Annotated in this window: 12 protein-coding genes; 7 read left to right on the forward strand and 5 right to left on the reverse strand. The window is 70.9% G+C overall.

Annotated elements, in window-relative coordinates:
• Nucleotides 1-82: 82 nt before the first annotated feature.
• Nucleotides 83-2,320, forward strand: a complete 2,238-nt coding sequence (locus AWZ10_RS29175) for a HelD family protein (RefSeq protein ID WP_060892431.1) — start codon at nucleotides 83-85, stop codon at nucleotides 2,318-2,320.
• A 332-nt stretch (nucleotides 2,321-2,652) separates the two neighbouring features.
• On the opposite strand, the gene AWZ10_RS29180 is transcribed toward AWZ10_RS29175, so the two are convergent.
• The 4 genes from AWZ10_RS29180 to AWZ10_RS55820 all read right to left on the reverse strand — a co-directional run bounded on the left by AWZ10_RS29180 (nucleotide 2,653) and on the right by AWZ10_RS55820 (nucleotide 7,312).
• Complete coding sequence (locus tag AWZ10_RS29180; RefSeq protein WP_046709075.1) at nucleotides 2,653-3,516, reverse strand: nitroreductase/quinone reductase family protein; 864 nt, start codon at nucleotides 3,514-3,516, stop codon at nucleotides 2,653-2,655.
• A gap of 588 nt (nucleotides 3,517-4,104) precedes the next feature.
• Nucleotides 4,105-4,704: a DinB family protein gene (locus AWZ10_RS29185; protein ID WP_060892432.1), complete on the reverse strand. Its 600-nt coding sequence runs from the start codon at nucleotides 4,702-4,704 to the stop codon at nucleotides 4,105-4,107.
• Nucleotides 4,705-5,350: 646 nt separating this feature from the next.
• Nucleotides 5,351-6,241: a GNAT family N-acetyltransferase gene (locus AWZ10_RS29190; RefSeq protein ID WP_046707445.1), complete on the reverse strand. Its 891-nt coding sequence runs from the start codon at nucleotides 6,239-6,241 to the stop codon at nucleotides 5,351-5,353.
• A 132-nt stretch (nucleotides 6,242-6,373) separates the two neighbouring features.
• Nucleotides 6,374-7,312, reverse strand: coding sequence for a Tn3 family transposase (locus tag AWZ10_RS55820; RefSeq protein WP_199845815.1), 939 nt, complete (start codon nucleotides 7,310-7,312; stop codon nucleotides 6,374-6,376).
• Between AWZ10_RS55820 and AWZ10_RS29200 the strand changes: the two genes are divergently transcribed.
• The 6 genes from AWZ10_RS29200 to AWZ10_RS29225 all read left to right on the forward strand — a co-directional run bounded on the left by AWZ10_RS29200 (nucleotide 7,244) and on the right by AWZ10_RS29225 (nucleotide 11,974).
• Nucleotides 7,244-7,579: a PadR family transcriptional regulator gene (locus AWZ10_RS29200; RefSeq protein ID WP_046707444.1), complete on the forward strand. Its 336-nt coding sequence runs from the start codon at nucleotides 7,244-7,246 to the stop codon at nucleotides 7,577-7,579. The genes AWZ10_RS55820 and AWZ10_RS29200 overlap by 69 nt on opposite strands.
• Nucleotides 7,576-8,463, forward strand: a complete 888-nt coding sequence (locus AWZ10_RS29205) for a hypothetical protein (protein WP_159015131.1) — start codon at nucleotides 7,576-7,578, stop codon at nucleotides 8,461-8,463. The genes AWZ10_RS29200 and AWZ10_RS29205 overlap by 4 nt, the downstream gene beginning before the upstream one ends.
• A gap of 275 nt (nucleotides 8,464-8,738) precedes the next feature.
• Entirely contained in the window at nucleotides 8,739-9,719 is a 981-nt protein-coding gene (locus AWZ10_RS29210) for a DUF4184 family protein (RefSeq protein ID WP_208618568.1), read from the forward strand.
• A gap of 400 nt (nucleotides 9,720-10,119) precedes the next feature.
• On the forward strand, nucleotides 10,120-10,575 hold the full coding sequence (locus AWZ10_RS29215) for a helix-turn-helix domain-containing protein (protein WP_046707055.1): 456 nt from the start codon (nucleotides 10,120-10,122) through the stop codon (nucleotides 10,573-10,575).
• A 215-nt stretch (nucleotides 10,576-10,790) separates the two neighbouring features.
• Entirely contained in the window at nucleotides 10,791-11,408 is a 618-nt protein-coding gene (locus AWZ10_RS29220; RefSeq protein ID WP_046707054.1) for a hypothetical protein, read from the forward strand.
• A 221-nt stretch (nucleotides 11,409-11,629) separates the two neighbouring features.
• Complete coding sequence (locus AWZ10_RS29225) at nucleotides 11,630-11,974, forward strand: DUF2516 family protein (protein WP_234360834.1); 345 nt, start codon at nucleotides 11,630-11,632, stop codon at nucleotides 11,972-11,974.
• 212 nt (nucleotides 11,975-12,186) lie between these two features.
• Here the strand turns inward: AWZ10_RS29225 and AWZ10_RS29230 are convergent, their stop codons facing one another.
• On the reverse strand, nucleotides 12,187-13,617 hold the full coding sequence (locus tag AWZ10_RS29230; protein ID WP_060892433.1) for a PP2C family protein-serine/threonine phosphatase: 1,431 nt from the start codon (nucleotides 13,615-13,617) through the stop codon (nucleotides 12,187-12,189).
• Nucleotides 13,618-13,920: the final 303 nt, after the last annotated feature.

Raw genomic sequence — 13,920 nt, forward strand, 5'->3', positions numbered from 1 at the left:
CAGCCTGAGGGTGGCGCGCTCCCGATGAGTGAGTCTCGGTAAATAATTTAACTCGGTCACGTTATTCGGTACGCTCGGTGGAATGACGTCTGTCGAACCTGCCACCGACCCCACCCTCCGGCACGCTCTCGCCTGCGAGCGTGCGTACCACGACACCTGCCGTGCCGCCCTCGCCGCCATGGTCGAGGGGGCGGGAGAGCAGGTCGTCGTCGGGGAGGACGTCTCCGCGTCGGGGGCCGACGCCGAGGTGCTCGGGTACCGGCTGCGCAGCCGTGCCAAGGAGATGCGTGAGCTGCCGGAGGGGCCGTTGTTCTTCGGGCGGCTCGACTTCGACGACCACATGAACGCCGATCACGCGAATATCGACCACGCGAATATCGACCACGCCGGGCAGAGCTATCACGTCGGGCGGCTGCGGATCAGTGAGGATCCGGCCCTGCCGCCCCTCGTCGTGGACTGGCGGGCGCCGGTGTCACGGGCCTTCTACCAGGCGAGTTCCCGTGATCCCCAGGGTGTCGCCGTCCGGCGTCGCTTCGGGTGGGCGCAGGGCAGCCGAGGGGAGTCGGCCGACCTCACGGGGCTGGAGGACGAGCACCTGGACCGTCGTGACGCCCCGACCGGCCGGGGCCCCGCCTCACCTGGCGGCGGCCAAGACGGCCGTAGCGGCCAAGACGGCCGTAGCGGCCAAGACGGCCGTAGCGGCCAAGACGGCGAAGACGGCCGAGGCGGCTCAGGAATCCCGGGGAGTCTCCTCGCCGTCGAGATCGAGCGGCCCCGGCTCGGTCCCATGCGGGACATCGCCGCCACCATCCAGCCGGAGCAGGACGACCTGGTGCGGGCGGATCTCGGCACCTCCGTCTGCGTGCAGGGAGCCCCGGGCACCGGCAAGACGGCCGTCGGGCTGCACCGCGCCGCATACCTCCTCTACACGTACCCGCAGCGCATCCGCCGCGGCGGACTGCTGATCCTCGGGCCGAACCGCACCTTCCTCTCGTACATCGCGGAGGTCCTGCCGGCGCTCGGCGAGACGGGCGTACGCCAGTCGACGGTCACGGACGAGATCGCCCGGCAACCGGTGACGGGGGAGGACGACGACCGGGCGGCGGCCGTGAAGCACGACGCCCGGATGGCGGGGGTGCTCCGCCGGGCCCTGTACGCCGGTGCCGCGGGCGGCGGCGGATCGGGGGAGCGGTTCAACTCCCTTGTGCTGTCGGAGGGTTCGTTTCGCTGGCGCGTGTCCGGGGACGAGCTGCGGCGGATCGTGGCGGACGTCCGGGCGGAGGCGCTGCCCTACGACATCGGGCGGGAGCGAGTCCGGGCGCGGGTCGTGCGGCTGCTCCAGGTGCAGGCGGAGCGGCGGTCCGGGCCGCGTCCGAACGCGTGGCTGTACCGGATCTCGCGGTCGCGGCCGGTCGGCGCGTACGTCGACGCCGTATGGCCGAAGGCACGGCCGGAGGAGGTGGTGGCGCGGCTGCTCGGGGACCCGGACGCGCTCGCCGACGCGGCGGAGGGGCTGCTCGACGCGGACGAGCGGAAGGCCGTCTCCTGGGCGAGGCCCCCGCGTACATGGCGGTCGGCCCGCTGGTCGGCAGCCGATCTCGTCCTCCTCGACGAGGTCGCGGGGCTCCTCGCCCACCCCGACGGCTACGGCCATGTCGTCGTCGACGAGGCCCAGGACCTCTCCCCGATGGAGTGCCGCGTGATCGCCCGCCGGGCCGCCTATGGCTCGGTGACCGTCCTGGGCGACCTGGCCCAGGGCACGACCCCCTGGGCCGCCCGCGACTGGCCCCGACTCCTCGCCCACCTGGGCAAGCCGGACGCCCACGTCATCCCTCTCACCACCGGATTCCGGGTGCCGCAGGCCGTCGTAGGGCTGGCGAACGGGCTGCTGGGGCGACTGGGGGTGGACGTGCCCGCTGCCCGGTCCCTGCGGAGGGACGGGGAACTGCGGATCAGGAGGGTGGACGGGACGGAGGCGGAGGGCGGGGGTGTCGTCACCGAGACCGTCGCCGCCGTGCGGGACGCGCTCGCTCGTGAAGGGTCCATCGGGGTCATCGCGGCCGACGGACCTGATGTCGTACGGCTGCGGGAGGCTCTCGGCGGGGCCGGGATCGCGACGGGCGGTCCGGGTGAACTCGGCGCGCGCGTCACGGTGTTGGGCGCCGGAGTCGCGAAGGGGCTCGAGTACGACCATGTCGTGGTCGTCGAGCCGGCCGCGATCGTGGCGGCGGAGGGGCGGGGGCTGCACCGGCTCTACGTCGTGCTCACGCGCGCGGTGTCGCGGCTGGACGTCGTGCACGCGCGTGCACTGCCGTGGTGAGCGATCCGTTCCGGGTGAGCGGCGAGGGTGCCGGCCGGTGACTCGTACCGCGGGCGCCGCCGGGTGGCCCGTACTGCGGGGTGCCACCGGGTCACTCGTACCGCAGGTGTCGCGGTACGCCGTGTGAGCCGTGTTACCGGAAGGCGGCGGAGTCATGACCGTACCGGCACCTCGGTGATCAGGGCCGTGGCTACGGTGAGCGGGCGCCGGTGAGCGGCGCGAACGCGAGCCCGTTCTCCCTCCCCCCAGGGGGCTCGCGCGCCGCTCGCCGGTTGTTCACGAGGTCTCGCGTACCTGCTTCCGCGCCCTCCAGCGAGCCACCCACCCACCGCTCAGGGATTCGTGGGCACCGCCACGGCGTCCAGCGCGGGAATCAACTGCTCCTCCTCGTACGTGAGATGGGCTTCGAGTTCGTCGATGAGGCGCTCCACCTCGGGGAGTACGGCGTCGGGGTCGGCGTCCTCGGCCGTCACGACCCGGCGCAGCTCCCCGGTGAGGGAGGCGATCCGCTCGTGCTCCTCGTGGAGGCGGGTGAGGGCCGGGGCCAGCTCGGGGTGGCGGTCGGAGAGGTAGGGGAAGAGACCGATGTCCTCGCCGGTGTGGTGGTTGTGGAGCCCCTGGCAGAACGTGAGGCAGTTGACGCGGAGCTGGGCCCCGAGCCCGGCCCTGCCGTTGCTCGTAAGCAACTCCTTCTTGATCAGGGCGAGTTCGCGGCGAAAGGCGTCATGGACGACCTTGATGGCCTCGCCCATGGAGCCGGCGTTGATGTTCGGGGGACCGGCCACGGGGACCTCGCGCAGGGCGACGACCGGGATCGTGCGGTCCGTCTTCGCCTGGTACTCGGCCCATCCCGGTTCGGCCTCGACCGCCCGAGCGAACGCCCGGTCCCGCTCCTCGCCGATCAGTACGACGGCTTCGGCCTCGTAGGTGAACGCCCCGTTCTCCACGGTGACGCGGGGGTCGGCCTTGATGTTCCGGTACCAGTCGGGGTGCTTGGGTGATCCTCCGGCCGACGCGATGACCAGGATCGTGCCGTCGCCGTCGGGGAGGTAGCCGAGGGGGGTGGTGTGTCGGTTGCCGGTACGAGTGCCGGTGGTGGTCAGAAGGATCAGACGGGCGCCCTCGAAGTAGCCGCCGACCTCGCCGTGCTGGGCGCGGAACTCTTCGATGACTTGCTGGTTGAAGGGGTTGGGCATTCTCTGCTTTCTGTGGATGGCTGCACGACAGGGATTGTCGCGGAATTCGGGCAGGGGTGATTGCCGCAGCGCGCACGTCAGTGAATGGCCGACGGAATGCCGCGTATGTGGAATGTCCGTAGGCGGGATGTCCGTAGGTGCGGTGTCCGTAGACGAAATGCGTGTCGACGGAATGTGGGGCGAGGTGTTTCGCGGCGCGGCACGACGAGGCGCGGCGAGATGTTTCGCGGCGCGATGCGGTGTGGTGGGACGCGATGCGGTGTGAGAGTTCGACGCGCGCGAAGCAGGTGCACCGACGGTGCGTTGAGGGAACACCGATGGGGCCCCGAAGGAACTCAGGGGCAGGGGAACGGTGTTCGGCGCGCGGAAATTCGGCAGGCGGGCCCCTGGCCCGCCCCGGCCTCACTCGGAGGCCGGGTAACCAATCCGCTCACGGCGCAAGGCCGACCCGGCAGTCATACGCCAACGATAAGGGGAGGGGGGCGGGCCGGGCAATGCGTATTCGGCCTGAATTCCGGCGCATTCGAGGGGTGTGGGGTGGGGGGTGGGACCGTGTCCAGGAAAGAACGACCTGTCGATCGGCCCGGGTCACGCCTTTCGTTCGGCCTCCTCGGCCGCGTGTTCCAGGCGGCCGCGATAGTTCTCCCACCACGTCGGGTCGCTCGACGGGCCGCTCGTGTTGCCCTCGTTCATGCCGACCGCGCCGTCGAGGAGTTCCCGGAGGATGTCGGCGTGCCCGGCGTGCCGGTGGGTGTCGGCGATCACGCGGACGACGGCGTGGTGCAGCGTCACCTCGTCCTTGCCGTCGGGCCACCACGGCACCTTGCCGACGGTGTCCAGCGCCAGCGCGTCGAGGGTCGCGTCCGCGTGCGCCCAGGCCCGGCGGTAGAGCCCCACGATGTCCTCGCGGGACTCGTCGGCGGTGGCCCACATGTCCGCGTTGGGCTCGGCGTCGCTGTCGAGCCAGGGCAGCGGTTCGCCCGACGGCCGTCCGAAGGTGTCGCCGAGGTAGCCCAGTTCGACACCGGCTGCGTGCTTCATCAGCCCCAGCAGGTTGGTGCCGGTCGGCGTCAGGGGGCGGCGGGCGTCGTACTCCGACAGCCCTTCGAGCTTCCACAGCAGGGCATCGCGGGCGGACTGCAGATAGAAGCGGAGGTCGGCCTTGGCGTCCGAAGTGGTGGCGGTCATGAGGCAAGTCTGCCGCTCCACCGAACCTCGGCCACCGCCTTTCCGCCTCTACCGCGTTTCCGTCGCCGCGGATTCGTCGACGCTGCCTCGCCGGTGGGGATTCGTCGACGGCGCCTCGCCGGTGGGGCGATGAGCGGGTGGGGCCGAAGCCTCGGGAACTCGCCCAAGGGGTCGGCCCGGAGAACCCTCAGCCGTCAGCCGTCTCGCCGCGCGCGCCGAGGACGCCGAGGACCACGCCGCAGGGACGGCCGCCTGAACCCCTGACGCTGATCCATGGACAGCGTGCGCACCGTCGCGCTCGTCGCCCTCTCTGTCCTCATCGGCCCTCCCTGCCCTTCATCGGCGCCGAACTGGTCCAGGACGTCGACCCCGGGGCCAGGCCGTCAAACGCCGGATGGAACAGGAACGTGTACGCAAGAACGTCAGGCCGGCGCAGGGCCCGCCCTTCCAGGGGGACCTGGACAACCGAGGAACGGTACGCATCCGCCGTGCGGCCCACCCCGGGACACAGGAACCGCCTGCTGCCGCGGCCCCGTAGCGGTAAACCGCCCGCGCCCGCGCCCGCGCCCGGGGCCCGTGGCCGGGAACCGTCCGCTCCCGGGGGCCGGCCCTGGCGTCGTGAATCGGGTGGCAAGTCCGCCGCTGCTCAGCCGGCTTCCGGTGCGGTGGATGAGAACTCGTACACGGTGAAGTTGGTGAGCAGGACGTAGCCGAGGCGCTTGTAGAGGGCGTTGCTGGTGGGGTTGCCGGGGTCGGTGAACAGCACGACCTCCTTCGCGCCCGCGGCCAGCGCGGCGCGGCTTGCCGCGACCGTCACGGCGCCCGCGTAGCCGCGGCCCCGGAGGTGGGCCGGGGTGTAGACGGGGTCCACCCGGATCATGCCGCCGACCATCGAGGTCGCGGCCGCCATGGACACGGGGGTGCCGTCCGGCGTCTCCCAGAACGTGAAGTGTCTGTCGGCGAAGCGCGAGTCGGCCCAGGCGCCGGCGTCGATCAGGTCGATGGAGGACTGCTCCCCGACGTCGACGCAGAACTCACGGCAGAAGCGGATGAGTTGCTCCCGGTCCTTCTCGCCCACGACGCGCCCCCGGCCCTCCGGGAACGGCTCCGCTGGGGTGAGCGTGCCGAGGCGGTAGAGATGGAGCCGCACGGTGACCACCGGTTCCGCGCCGGTCCGCCGCTGCCATGCCTCGGCGAACGCGGTGGAGGCGTCATGGTCCCCGCTGACGCCGGGGACGGGGTGACCGAGGTCGGCCAGGCGGGCGGCGAGCGCGTCGGCCTGCTCACGGGTGAAGGGTGTGATGCTCAGGAGGCTGGTCGGAGTGCGCTGGATGAAGCCGGCGTGGACCTCGCCCTCTCGCTCCAGTCGGCCGAATACAGGCGCTTCGGCGCCGTGCGCGGCCGCCCCGTTCGCTCGATACTTCTCGGTCACCGTCAGCTGCATGGTGTGCAGGGCGGGGCGCGAGCGCAGGAAGTCCTCAGCTCGGGCGAGGAATTCGTTGACGTCTTCGGCGAGGTGCCAGTCATCCGGGCGCATGCCCCATGCTCCCCGATGCCACGGACACCCTCGAACTTTTCAGCCAGGGTGAGCCGGTGGGGTATCGGTGCCCTCCCGGGTAAGTGCCCTCCCGGGTAAGTCAGAGCAGGAGGGGCATGCATTGACCTTCGGTCACTCGTGCGGTGACGGGCCCGCTTCCGCTGATGCCGCGTCAAGGGTCGCGAGATCGAAGCCGGTGTCGGTCAGGACAGCGGCGGCCACTCCGCGGCCGACCTGGGCGAGGCCGATCAGCAGGTCGTCGCAGTCGATGCGGTCGGAGCCGTTGTGCCGGGACCGTGCCTCGGCGTTGTCGATGGCCTTGCGGGAGTAGGGGGTCCAGGCGATCCGTTCGGCCGCTTGCGAGGCGCCCATGCTCAGCCGGGCTCCGACGGACCTGTGGACCGCCTCGGGAGAGACGCCGGCGGCCCGCAGGAGGCGGGTGGCGCTGTTGTCCTCCGCGGTAAGCCCCCGCAACATCATGCCCTCGATCGCGGCGGCGACCTCGGAGGCGGTGCAGTTCAGAAGCTGGCTGTGAATGGCCCTCGAGCCTTTCTCGATGTGCCGGTACACGAGCACGCCGCGGCCTCCGTACCGGGAGTGCCACTCGGTGAAGATGTTGCGGTCCCAGGCTTTGAAGTGCGTGGAGTCCGAGGCGACGGTGGTGGTGCCCTGGCTCCAGACTGTTTCCCGGCGGGCGGCGAAGGTGGCGTTGGCGATCTCGACGCCCGCGGCCTTGAGGCCGACGGCGGTCAGGTAGGTCGGGGGTGAAGATCGCGAACTCCATCCAGTCCTTGCGCACGACTCCGTCGAGCGGGATGGTCTCGCCGAGCGGCAGGTAGGTGGTGGAGGAGTCCAGGCGCCAGGACGGGGGCCGTCGCTCTCCCCGTCCGGGCGCCTGGAGCGTACGGCCCGTGTCAGGGCCTCGGCAGCGGCAGGCCGGGCATCTGCGGGTGCCGCAGGTGCCGTCCGCCGAAGGTCCGTCGGGCGGAATACTCTGTCGGTATGAGCGAACGAGGAATGCAGGAGCTGGCCCTGCTGCTGCTGACGGCGCTGGCGAATGCCCCTCGGCACGGGTATGCCATTGCCCAGGAGGTCAAGACCATCACCGACGGCCGAGTGGCGCCGCGGACCGGGGCGCTGTACGGGGCGCTGGACAGGCTGCTGGCGGAGGGTTTGATCCAGGTGGAGCGTGAGGAGGTGGTGGGCGGCCGGGCTCGTCGTATCTTCGCTCTCGCTCCCGCCGGGCGGGAGCGGCTGGAGGCCGAGGCGGAGCGGCTGGCCGCGACCGCCCGGGAGGTCAGGCGGCGTCTGGCCGACGGTGCGGCGGCGCCTGCGTGAGCGATCTCCTCGTCCGTCTGTATCCGGCTGCATACCGGGTTGCTCATGGGCAGGAAATCATCGACGTGCACCGGGAGATGACGGCGGACATGCCGCGTCCGGCCCGGCTGCGTGCGGACGCCGACCTGGCCGCGCACGCCCTGCGGGTTCGGCTGGGGCTTGACTCGGCGTCGCCTGCGGGACGTTTCTTCGCCCTGGCTGCCCCGTTCGCGCTGGCGGCCGGTGCGGTGGACAGCGGGCTGCAACTGACACGCTGGTACGCCGGGCTTGTTCTCTCGCCGGCCCCGGTACGGGTACAGCTCTTCGCCATGGATGGTGCGTGGGCTCTGTACATGCTGCTCTCACTGCTGGTGTGCGTCGGCGCGGTCATCGCCTTGACCGGCCGGTGGGGGCCGGGTGTGGGGATGGCCGTGTGCGGGCTGCTGGGGACGGCCGTGCAGTGGGCCGTCGGCGATCACGCGTACGACAAGGGGGCCACCGCTCCGGTCGCGGCGTTGCTGACCGTCGCCGTCGTCCTCGCCTGCCCTCCGGATCGCCGCGGTGACAGGCGGCTGTCGGCGGCGGCCGGAGCCATGGCTGCCGCGGGGTGGTTTCCCGTCGTCGTCGTGAATGCGGGGACCTATACAGGGGCCTTCGGTGTGACCACGGACTACGGCGCCTGGCCGATGCTGGTCCTCGCCTTCACGGGGGCCGTCCTCGCCCTCCGCGCGCGTTCCTCAGGTCTGCGTGAGATGGGCGCGATGGCCGTGGCCTCTCCGCCGCTGGTCGCCTACTCCTACGCGACTGTCTGGGGCGATCTCCGGCCCGTCCTCGGCACCCTTCTCCTGCTGTCGGTCGTTGCCGCGCTCACAGCGTTCTTCCAGGCAGTGCGCCGCCGACACTGACCCCGCCTTCACTTTCCGGCCGCCCACCAACGGGCGGCCGGCTTCGCCGTGCCGGCCATGTGTCTTGCCTGGCGGCTTCCTCACGCCGGCAGCGGCACACCGCGCCCCGCACACGTTGCAATAGTCCGTTGAGATGAATACTCTCTCCGGTGTTCTATCTGGGGTGCTGTCCGGGCCGGCCGCGCGCGATCTCGGGTGCCCCAGCGAAGGGGCGTTCGCAGTGCGGCGTGCAGCGACGCCCGTCCGGTCCCTTTCGAGCAGAGAAGATCATCGAGTTGCCGTTCACCTTGTCCCACCCCGCAGCAGTGCTGCCGCTGATGCGTCGGCCCTTCGTTCCGGCGTCTCTGGTCGCGGGCGCCGTGGCACCCGACGTCCCGTACTTCCTGGACGTCCTCGGCGTGTCCGAGACCAGCCCCCAGGACTGGTACGGGCCGCTCCTCAACGCCACCGAGACCCACTCGCTCGGTGTGGGCCTGGTGGTCAATCTGCCCCTTGCCATCGGTCTGGTCGCCGCCTACCGGATGCTGCGCGCGCCGATCACCGCACTGCTCCCATCCGACCTCCGCCTTCCGGAACCCGAGCGGACCACCGGCCTGCCGGCCAAGGTCCGCTACACCATGTGGCTACTGGTCTCCGCCCTGATCGGTATCGCCTCCCACCTCGCGTGGGACTCCTTCACCCACGGCGACGGCTTCCTGGTCACCCACGTGCAGCCGCTGCGCGCCTCGGCCCTGGGAGGCTTGTCGGTCGCCCGGCTGCTGCAGTACGCGAGCACCGCCTTCGGCCTGGCGGCCGTCGGCTGGCATCTCTGGCGGCGCCGGGACCGTCTGCGCACCCACGGCGGCACCGACACCGTTGCCCGCCTGGGTCCCGTCATGCGGTGGAGCGTGGTGACTCTCCTGGTTGCGGCACCCGTGCTGGGCGGCGCCGTCAACGCCCGTGACGACTTCAACGCCTACCGCTATGTGACCGAAGTGGACCACAGCCAACCGACTACCGTCGCCCGGGGCGACGGTGCGATGGAGACCACCTATCCCTCCAGGATGGTCCAGGCTCCGTGGGGGACCCTCGCCGAAGGCGTGTTGACCGGGGCCGCCAAGAGAGCGGGCGCTTCGTTCGCGGTGGCGCTGCTGCTGTACTCGGCCACCTGGCAGATCGGCGCTATCTCGCGCCGGCCGGCGACGGCGTCCAGCCCCGCCCCCTCGCCGCAACCGACTCAGGACGACGGCGCTCGGCAGACGGTTTCCGCGCCCTGACCGCCGAGGTGCCTGGTTCAGCCCCGGCGACGGGCAGCGGGGTCGTAGGGGCCGGAGTAGGGACGGGCCAGGAAACCGGTGTTGCTGTCAGAAGTGTTGACAGCTCAGCGTCTGGGCTCGAACGCCAGGTGCGAGCCCAGTAGTCCTCCCCCGGTACGACGTCGACCAGCGACTTCGACCGTAGAAGCGGGGCGATCCCTGTACCTACGCAAGACTGGAACTCTTCAGAACTTGCCTCCACATGACCGGGACCCGGTTGTAAATGCCTACAGAAGAACGGGACTGCCTACACATCGCAGAGACAGGACAGGAGCGGCCCGGTCGCGGCGCCGTAGTGGTGTAGCGCACTTTTGCAAGCGGGTGCTTGCAAAAGTTAGCGAGGGTGGGGCATGGTGGAGGCATGGCATCGCTCAACGTCGGCAATCTCGGTGAGTACCTGCGTGAACAGCGGCGAAACGCGCAGCTGTCGCTCAGGCAGCTCGCCGACGCCGCCGGGGTGTCCAATCCGTATCTGAGCCAGATCGAGCGCGGGCTGCGCAAGCCGAGCGCGGAGGTGCTGCAGCAGGTCGCCAAGGCGCTGCGGATCTCCGCCGAGACGCTGTACGTGCGGGCCGGCATCCTCGACGCCGAGCGGGATCGCGACGAGGTGGAGACGCGCGCCGTCATCCTCGCCGACCCCACGCTGAACGAGCGGCAGAAGCAGGTGCTGCTCCAGATCTACGAGTCCTTCCGCAAGGAGAACGGATTCGAGATCGACCTCGGCCCCGGCGTGGCGACGGACGTCGAGGAGGCCTCGGCGCCCGGCCCCGGTACGGCCGACGGCGACGATGCCGGTCCGCGGCAGACGGCGAGTTGATGACTTCGAGGACTTCGAGGATTCCTACGACGTGACGACTTCCACGACTCATACGACTTCCACGACTTCCACGACGTGACGACTTCCACGACCTGCACGATCTCGACGACGCGGCCGACTCGGGCGATTCGCCGGAGTTGTCGGACGCGGACCGGAACGACACAGACCCGAACGACACAGACCCTCAGCTGAAAGCAACCCGGAGGACCATCACCATGGCCATCACCGACGACATCCGCAAGGCCGTCACCGACCCGACGCCGTTCTACTTCGCCGCCGGCACCGCCGACCTCGCCCTCCAGCAGGCGAAGAAGGTCCCCGGCATCGTCGAGCAGCTGCGCGCCGACGCGCCGGCCAGGATCGACGCCGTGCGTCAGACCGACCCGAAGGCCGTCCAGGAGAAGGCGACCGCCCGGGTCAAGGAGACCCAGGAGAACCTGCAGACCAAGGTCACCGAGTTCATCGGCACCCTCGACACCGACCTCAAGAAGCTCGGCGAGAGCGCTCAGGACCTCGCGCTGCGCAGCGTCGGCGTGGCCGCCGAGTACGCGGTGAAGGCCCGTGAGACGTACGAGAAGGTCGCCGAGCACGGTGAGCAGGCCGTGAAGACCTGGCGTGGCGAGGCCGCGGAGGAGATCGAGGAGCTCGCGATCGCCGTCGAGCCGAACGCCAAGCCGGTCGAGGTCAAGGACGAGCCGGCGGCTGCCAAGCCGGTCCCGGCCCAGGCAGCGCCTGCCCCCGCCGCCAAGAAGACCGCGCCCGCGCCCGCGCCGAAGAAGGCTCCGGCCCGGAAGACGCCGGCCGCGAAGAAGACCACCCCGCCCGCCAAGTAAGCGGCACGGCGCGCCGCCCGGTGGGCGACATAGCCGACGGAGAAGTCGGCGACAGAGCGAGAGGTACCCGCGCGGTACTACTTCGCGGTACGGGGACGGGCCGGGCACCTTTGGGGTGACCGGCCCGTTCTACGGGTACGGTGGCCGCGTAGGTGTCGGCACCGGCACAGGACAGCCGGTCGGCAGTCGGAAGAGCGAACGGAACGGGTGGTGTGGGCGGCATGCTGATGACGGGCTTCGCGGGGTTCCTGGGACTTCTGAAGATCGTCCTGATGGCTCTCGCCGCGTTCGGGCTGTTCGACGCCGCGTTCCGGCGTGAGGACGCGTTCCGCGCGGCGGACAAGCAGACCAAGGTGTTCTGGCTGGTCATCCTCGGGATCGCCCTCATCGTGAGCTATCTGTTCTCGATCCTGTCGTTCCTGCCGATCATCGGCGTCATCGCGAGCATCGTCTACATCGTGGATGTGCGGCCCGCGGTCAAGCAGGTGTCCGGTGGAGGCGGAGGCGGCGGCCGCCGCGGCTCCAGCAGCGACGGCCCGTACGGACCGTACAACGGCGGCCGGTGACCTCGACGGACACGGCGGCCGGTGACCTCGACGGACATGGCGGCCGGTGACCTTGGCCGACGCGGCTGCGGGTGACCTGGGCCGACACCGTGGTCGGCGGCGGTCCGTGACCCCGGCCGAGGCAGATCGGCCGGACGGAGTCGGTACGGAGTCGGTTGGGTCCGGCTCCGGAACCAACCGTCCCGGTCCAGCATTCGGGTCCGGCTCCGGATTCAGACTTCCCGGTCCAGCATGAGGACCGCCACGTCGTCGGTCAGTTCGCCGCCGTTCAGGTCGCGGACCTCGTTCACCGCGGCGCGCAGCAGATCCTCGCCGCGCAGGCCCTCGGCGAACTGGCGGCGGACCATCTCCACCATGCCGTCCTGACCCAGCCGCTCCTTGCCCTGGCCGATCCGGCCCTCTATCAGGCCGTCGGTGTAGAGCATCAGACTCCAGGCGGCGCCCAGTTCGATCTGCGTGCGCGGCCAGCGGGCGTTCGGCAGCAGGCCGAGAGCCGGGCCGCCGTTGTCGTACGGCAGCAGCTCGGCCGGCGGGGTGGTCCGGCCGCCGCGGCCGTGGCGGGCGATCAGCGGGGACGGATGGCCGGCGAGGCAGAGGCCGGCGCGGCGGCCGTCGGGGGCGATGTCGACCGTGCAGAGCGTCGCGAAGATCTCGTCGCTCTCGCGCTCGTGCTCCAGGACACGCTGCAGAGTGGACAGCAGCTCGTCGCCGCACAGCCCCGCGAAGGTCAGCGCCCGCCAGGCGATCCGCAGCTCCACGCCGAGTGCCGCCTCGTCGGGGCCGTGCCCGCAGACATCGCCGATCATGACGTGCACGGTGCCGTCGGGGGTGCGGACGGTGTCGTAGAAGTCGCCGCCGAGCAGGGCGCGGGAACGGCCCGGCCGGTAGCGGGCGGCGAACCGCAGGGACGAGCCCTCCAGCAGCGGCGTCGGCAGCAGGCCGCGCTCCAGGCGGGCGTTCTCCTGGGCACGCAGCTTGGACTCCGTGAGCCGGCGCTCGGCCGTGTCCGACCGCTTCCGCTCCACCGCGTAGCGGATCGCGCGGCTCAGGAGACGACCGTCCACTTCGTCCCGGAAAAGGTAGTCCTGTGCGCCGACCCGTACCGCCTCCGTGCCGCGTTCGGCGTCGCCGGAGTCGGTGAGGGCCAGGACGGCGTGGCGGGGGGCCAGTTCCAGGACCTGTTTGAGGACGGAGAGTTCGTCGTCGGGGCCGTCGGCCGCTTCGGTGTCCGCGTCGGTGGGGCGGGCCGGGGCCGGGAGTGCCAGGTCCAGGAGGATGCAGTTGACGTCGTCGGTCAGCAGCCGCTGGGCCTCGGTGAGGTTGCGGGCGGTGCGGACGCGGATCGGCCTGCCGGTGGAGTCGAGCAGCTCGGGCACGTTGAGGGAAACCGCCGGGTCGTCCTCGATGAGGAGGACCGTGAGGTTGGCGGGGGCGCCGGGCTGTGTGGTCGGACCGGTGGGTCCTGCCGGGGCCACGGCGCGGTCGCCGGTGGGGCGGGGCGGGTTCGAGCCGTCTGCAGGGGCCAGGGCCGGGGCGTTCATGGTGGCCCCCTCTCCGGATGGTCCGCTGGGTGCGGACACGGCGTGCGCCTGACCACTTTCCACAGCCGGGATCGCTCTCTGCCGCGGTATGGGTACGGGCATCTTTCTTGTTCCTTCCCTCCCCCCGAGGGCACGGCGGGCGAGAGACCTCGACCCATCGACGGGGACCTTAGCGCCAGGCGCCGCCGCAACGGAATGGTCGGCGGGGCGTTGGGTGGCAATCGGCCGGAGTCATATGCCGCATCCTGTACCGCACTTGGACATGGCAGGGCTTTCTCCTGAGATGACGTATGTCACGCGGTGGGGGTTGAGCCTGGGAGGGGAAGGTGGTGAGAGTCACGTGGGGTGGGTCACGTGGGGGTTTGGGGCCTGGGGGCCTGGGGTGGCGGGCCGGGCGAGGGTGAG

The sequence above is a fragment of the Streptomyces europaeiscabiei genome (genome assembly GCF_001550375.1).
In the GTDB taxonomy this organism is placed as follows: domain Bacteria; phylum Actinomycetota; class Actinomycetes; order Streptomycetales; family Streptomycetaceae; genus Streptomyces; species Streptomyces europaeiscabiei.

Bases quoted from the DNA above. Each gene is read 5' to 3' on its own strand.
- AWZ10_RS29185 (WP_060892432.1), bottom strand. From the start codon at position 4,704: ATGACCGCCACCACTTCGGACGCCAAGGCCGACCTCCGCTTCTATCTG.
- AWZ10_RS29190 (WP_046707445.1), bottom strand. From the start codon at position 6,241: ATGCGCCCGGATGACTGGCACCTCGCCGAAGACGTCAACGAATTCCTC.
- AWZ10_RS29200 (WP_046707444.1), top strand. From the start codon at position 7,244: ATGAGCGAACGAGGAATGCAGGAGCTGGCCCTGCTGCTGCTGACGGCG.
- AWZ10_RS29215 (WP_046707055.1), top strand. From the start codon at position 10,120: ATGGCATCGCTCAACGTCGGCAATCTCGGTGAGTACCTGCGTGAACAG.
- AWZ10_RS29220 (WP_046707054.1), top strand. From the start codon at position 10,791: ATGGCCATCACCGACGACATCCGCAAGGCCGTCACCGACCCGACGCCG.
- AWZ10_RS29180 (WP_046709075.1), bottom strand. From the start codon at position 3,516: ATGCCCAACCCCTTCAACCAGCAAGTCATCGAAGAGTTCCGCGCCCAG.
- AWZ10_RS29175 (WP_060892431.1), top strand. From the start codon at position 83: ATGACGTCTGTCGAACCTGCCACCGACCCCACCCTCCGGCACGCTCTC.
- AWZ10_RS29225 (WP_234360834.1), top strand. From the start codon at position 11,630: ATGCTGATGACGGGCTTCGCGGGGTTCCTGGGACTTCTGAAGATCGTC.
- AWZ10_RS29230 (WP_060892433.1), bottom strand. From the start codon at position 13,617: ATGCCCGTACCCATACCGCGGCAGAGAGCGATCCCGGCTGTGGAAAGT.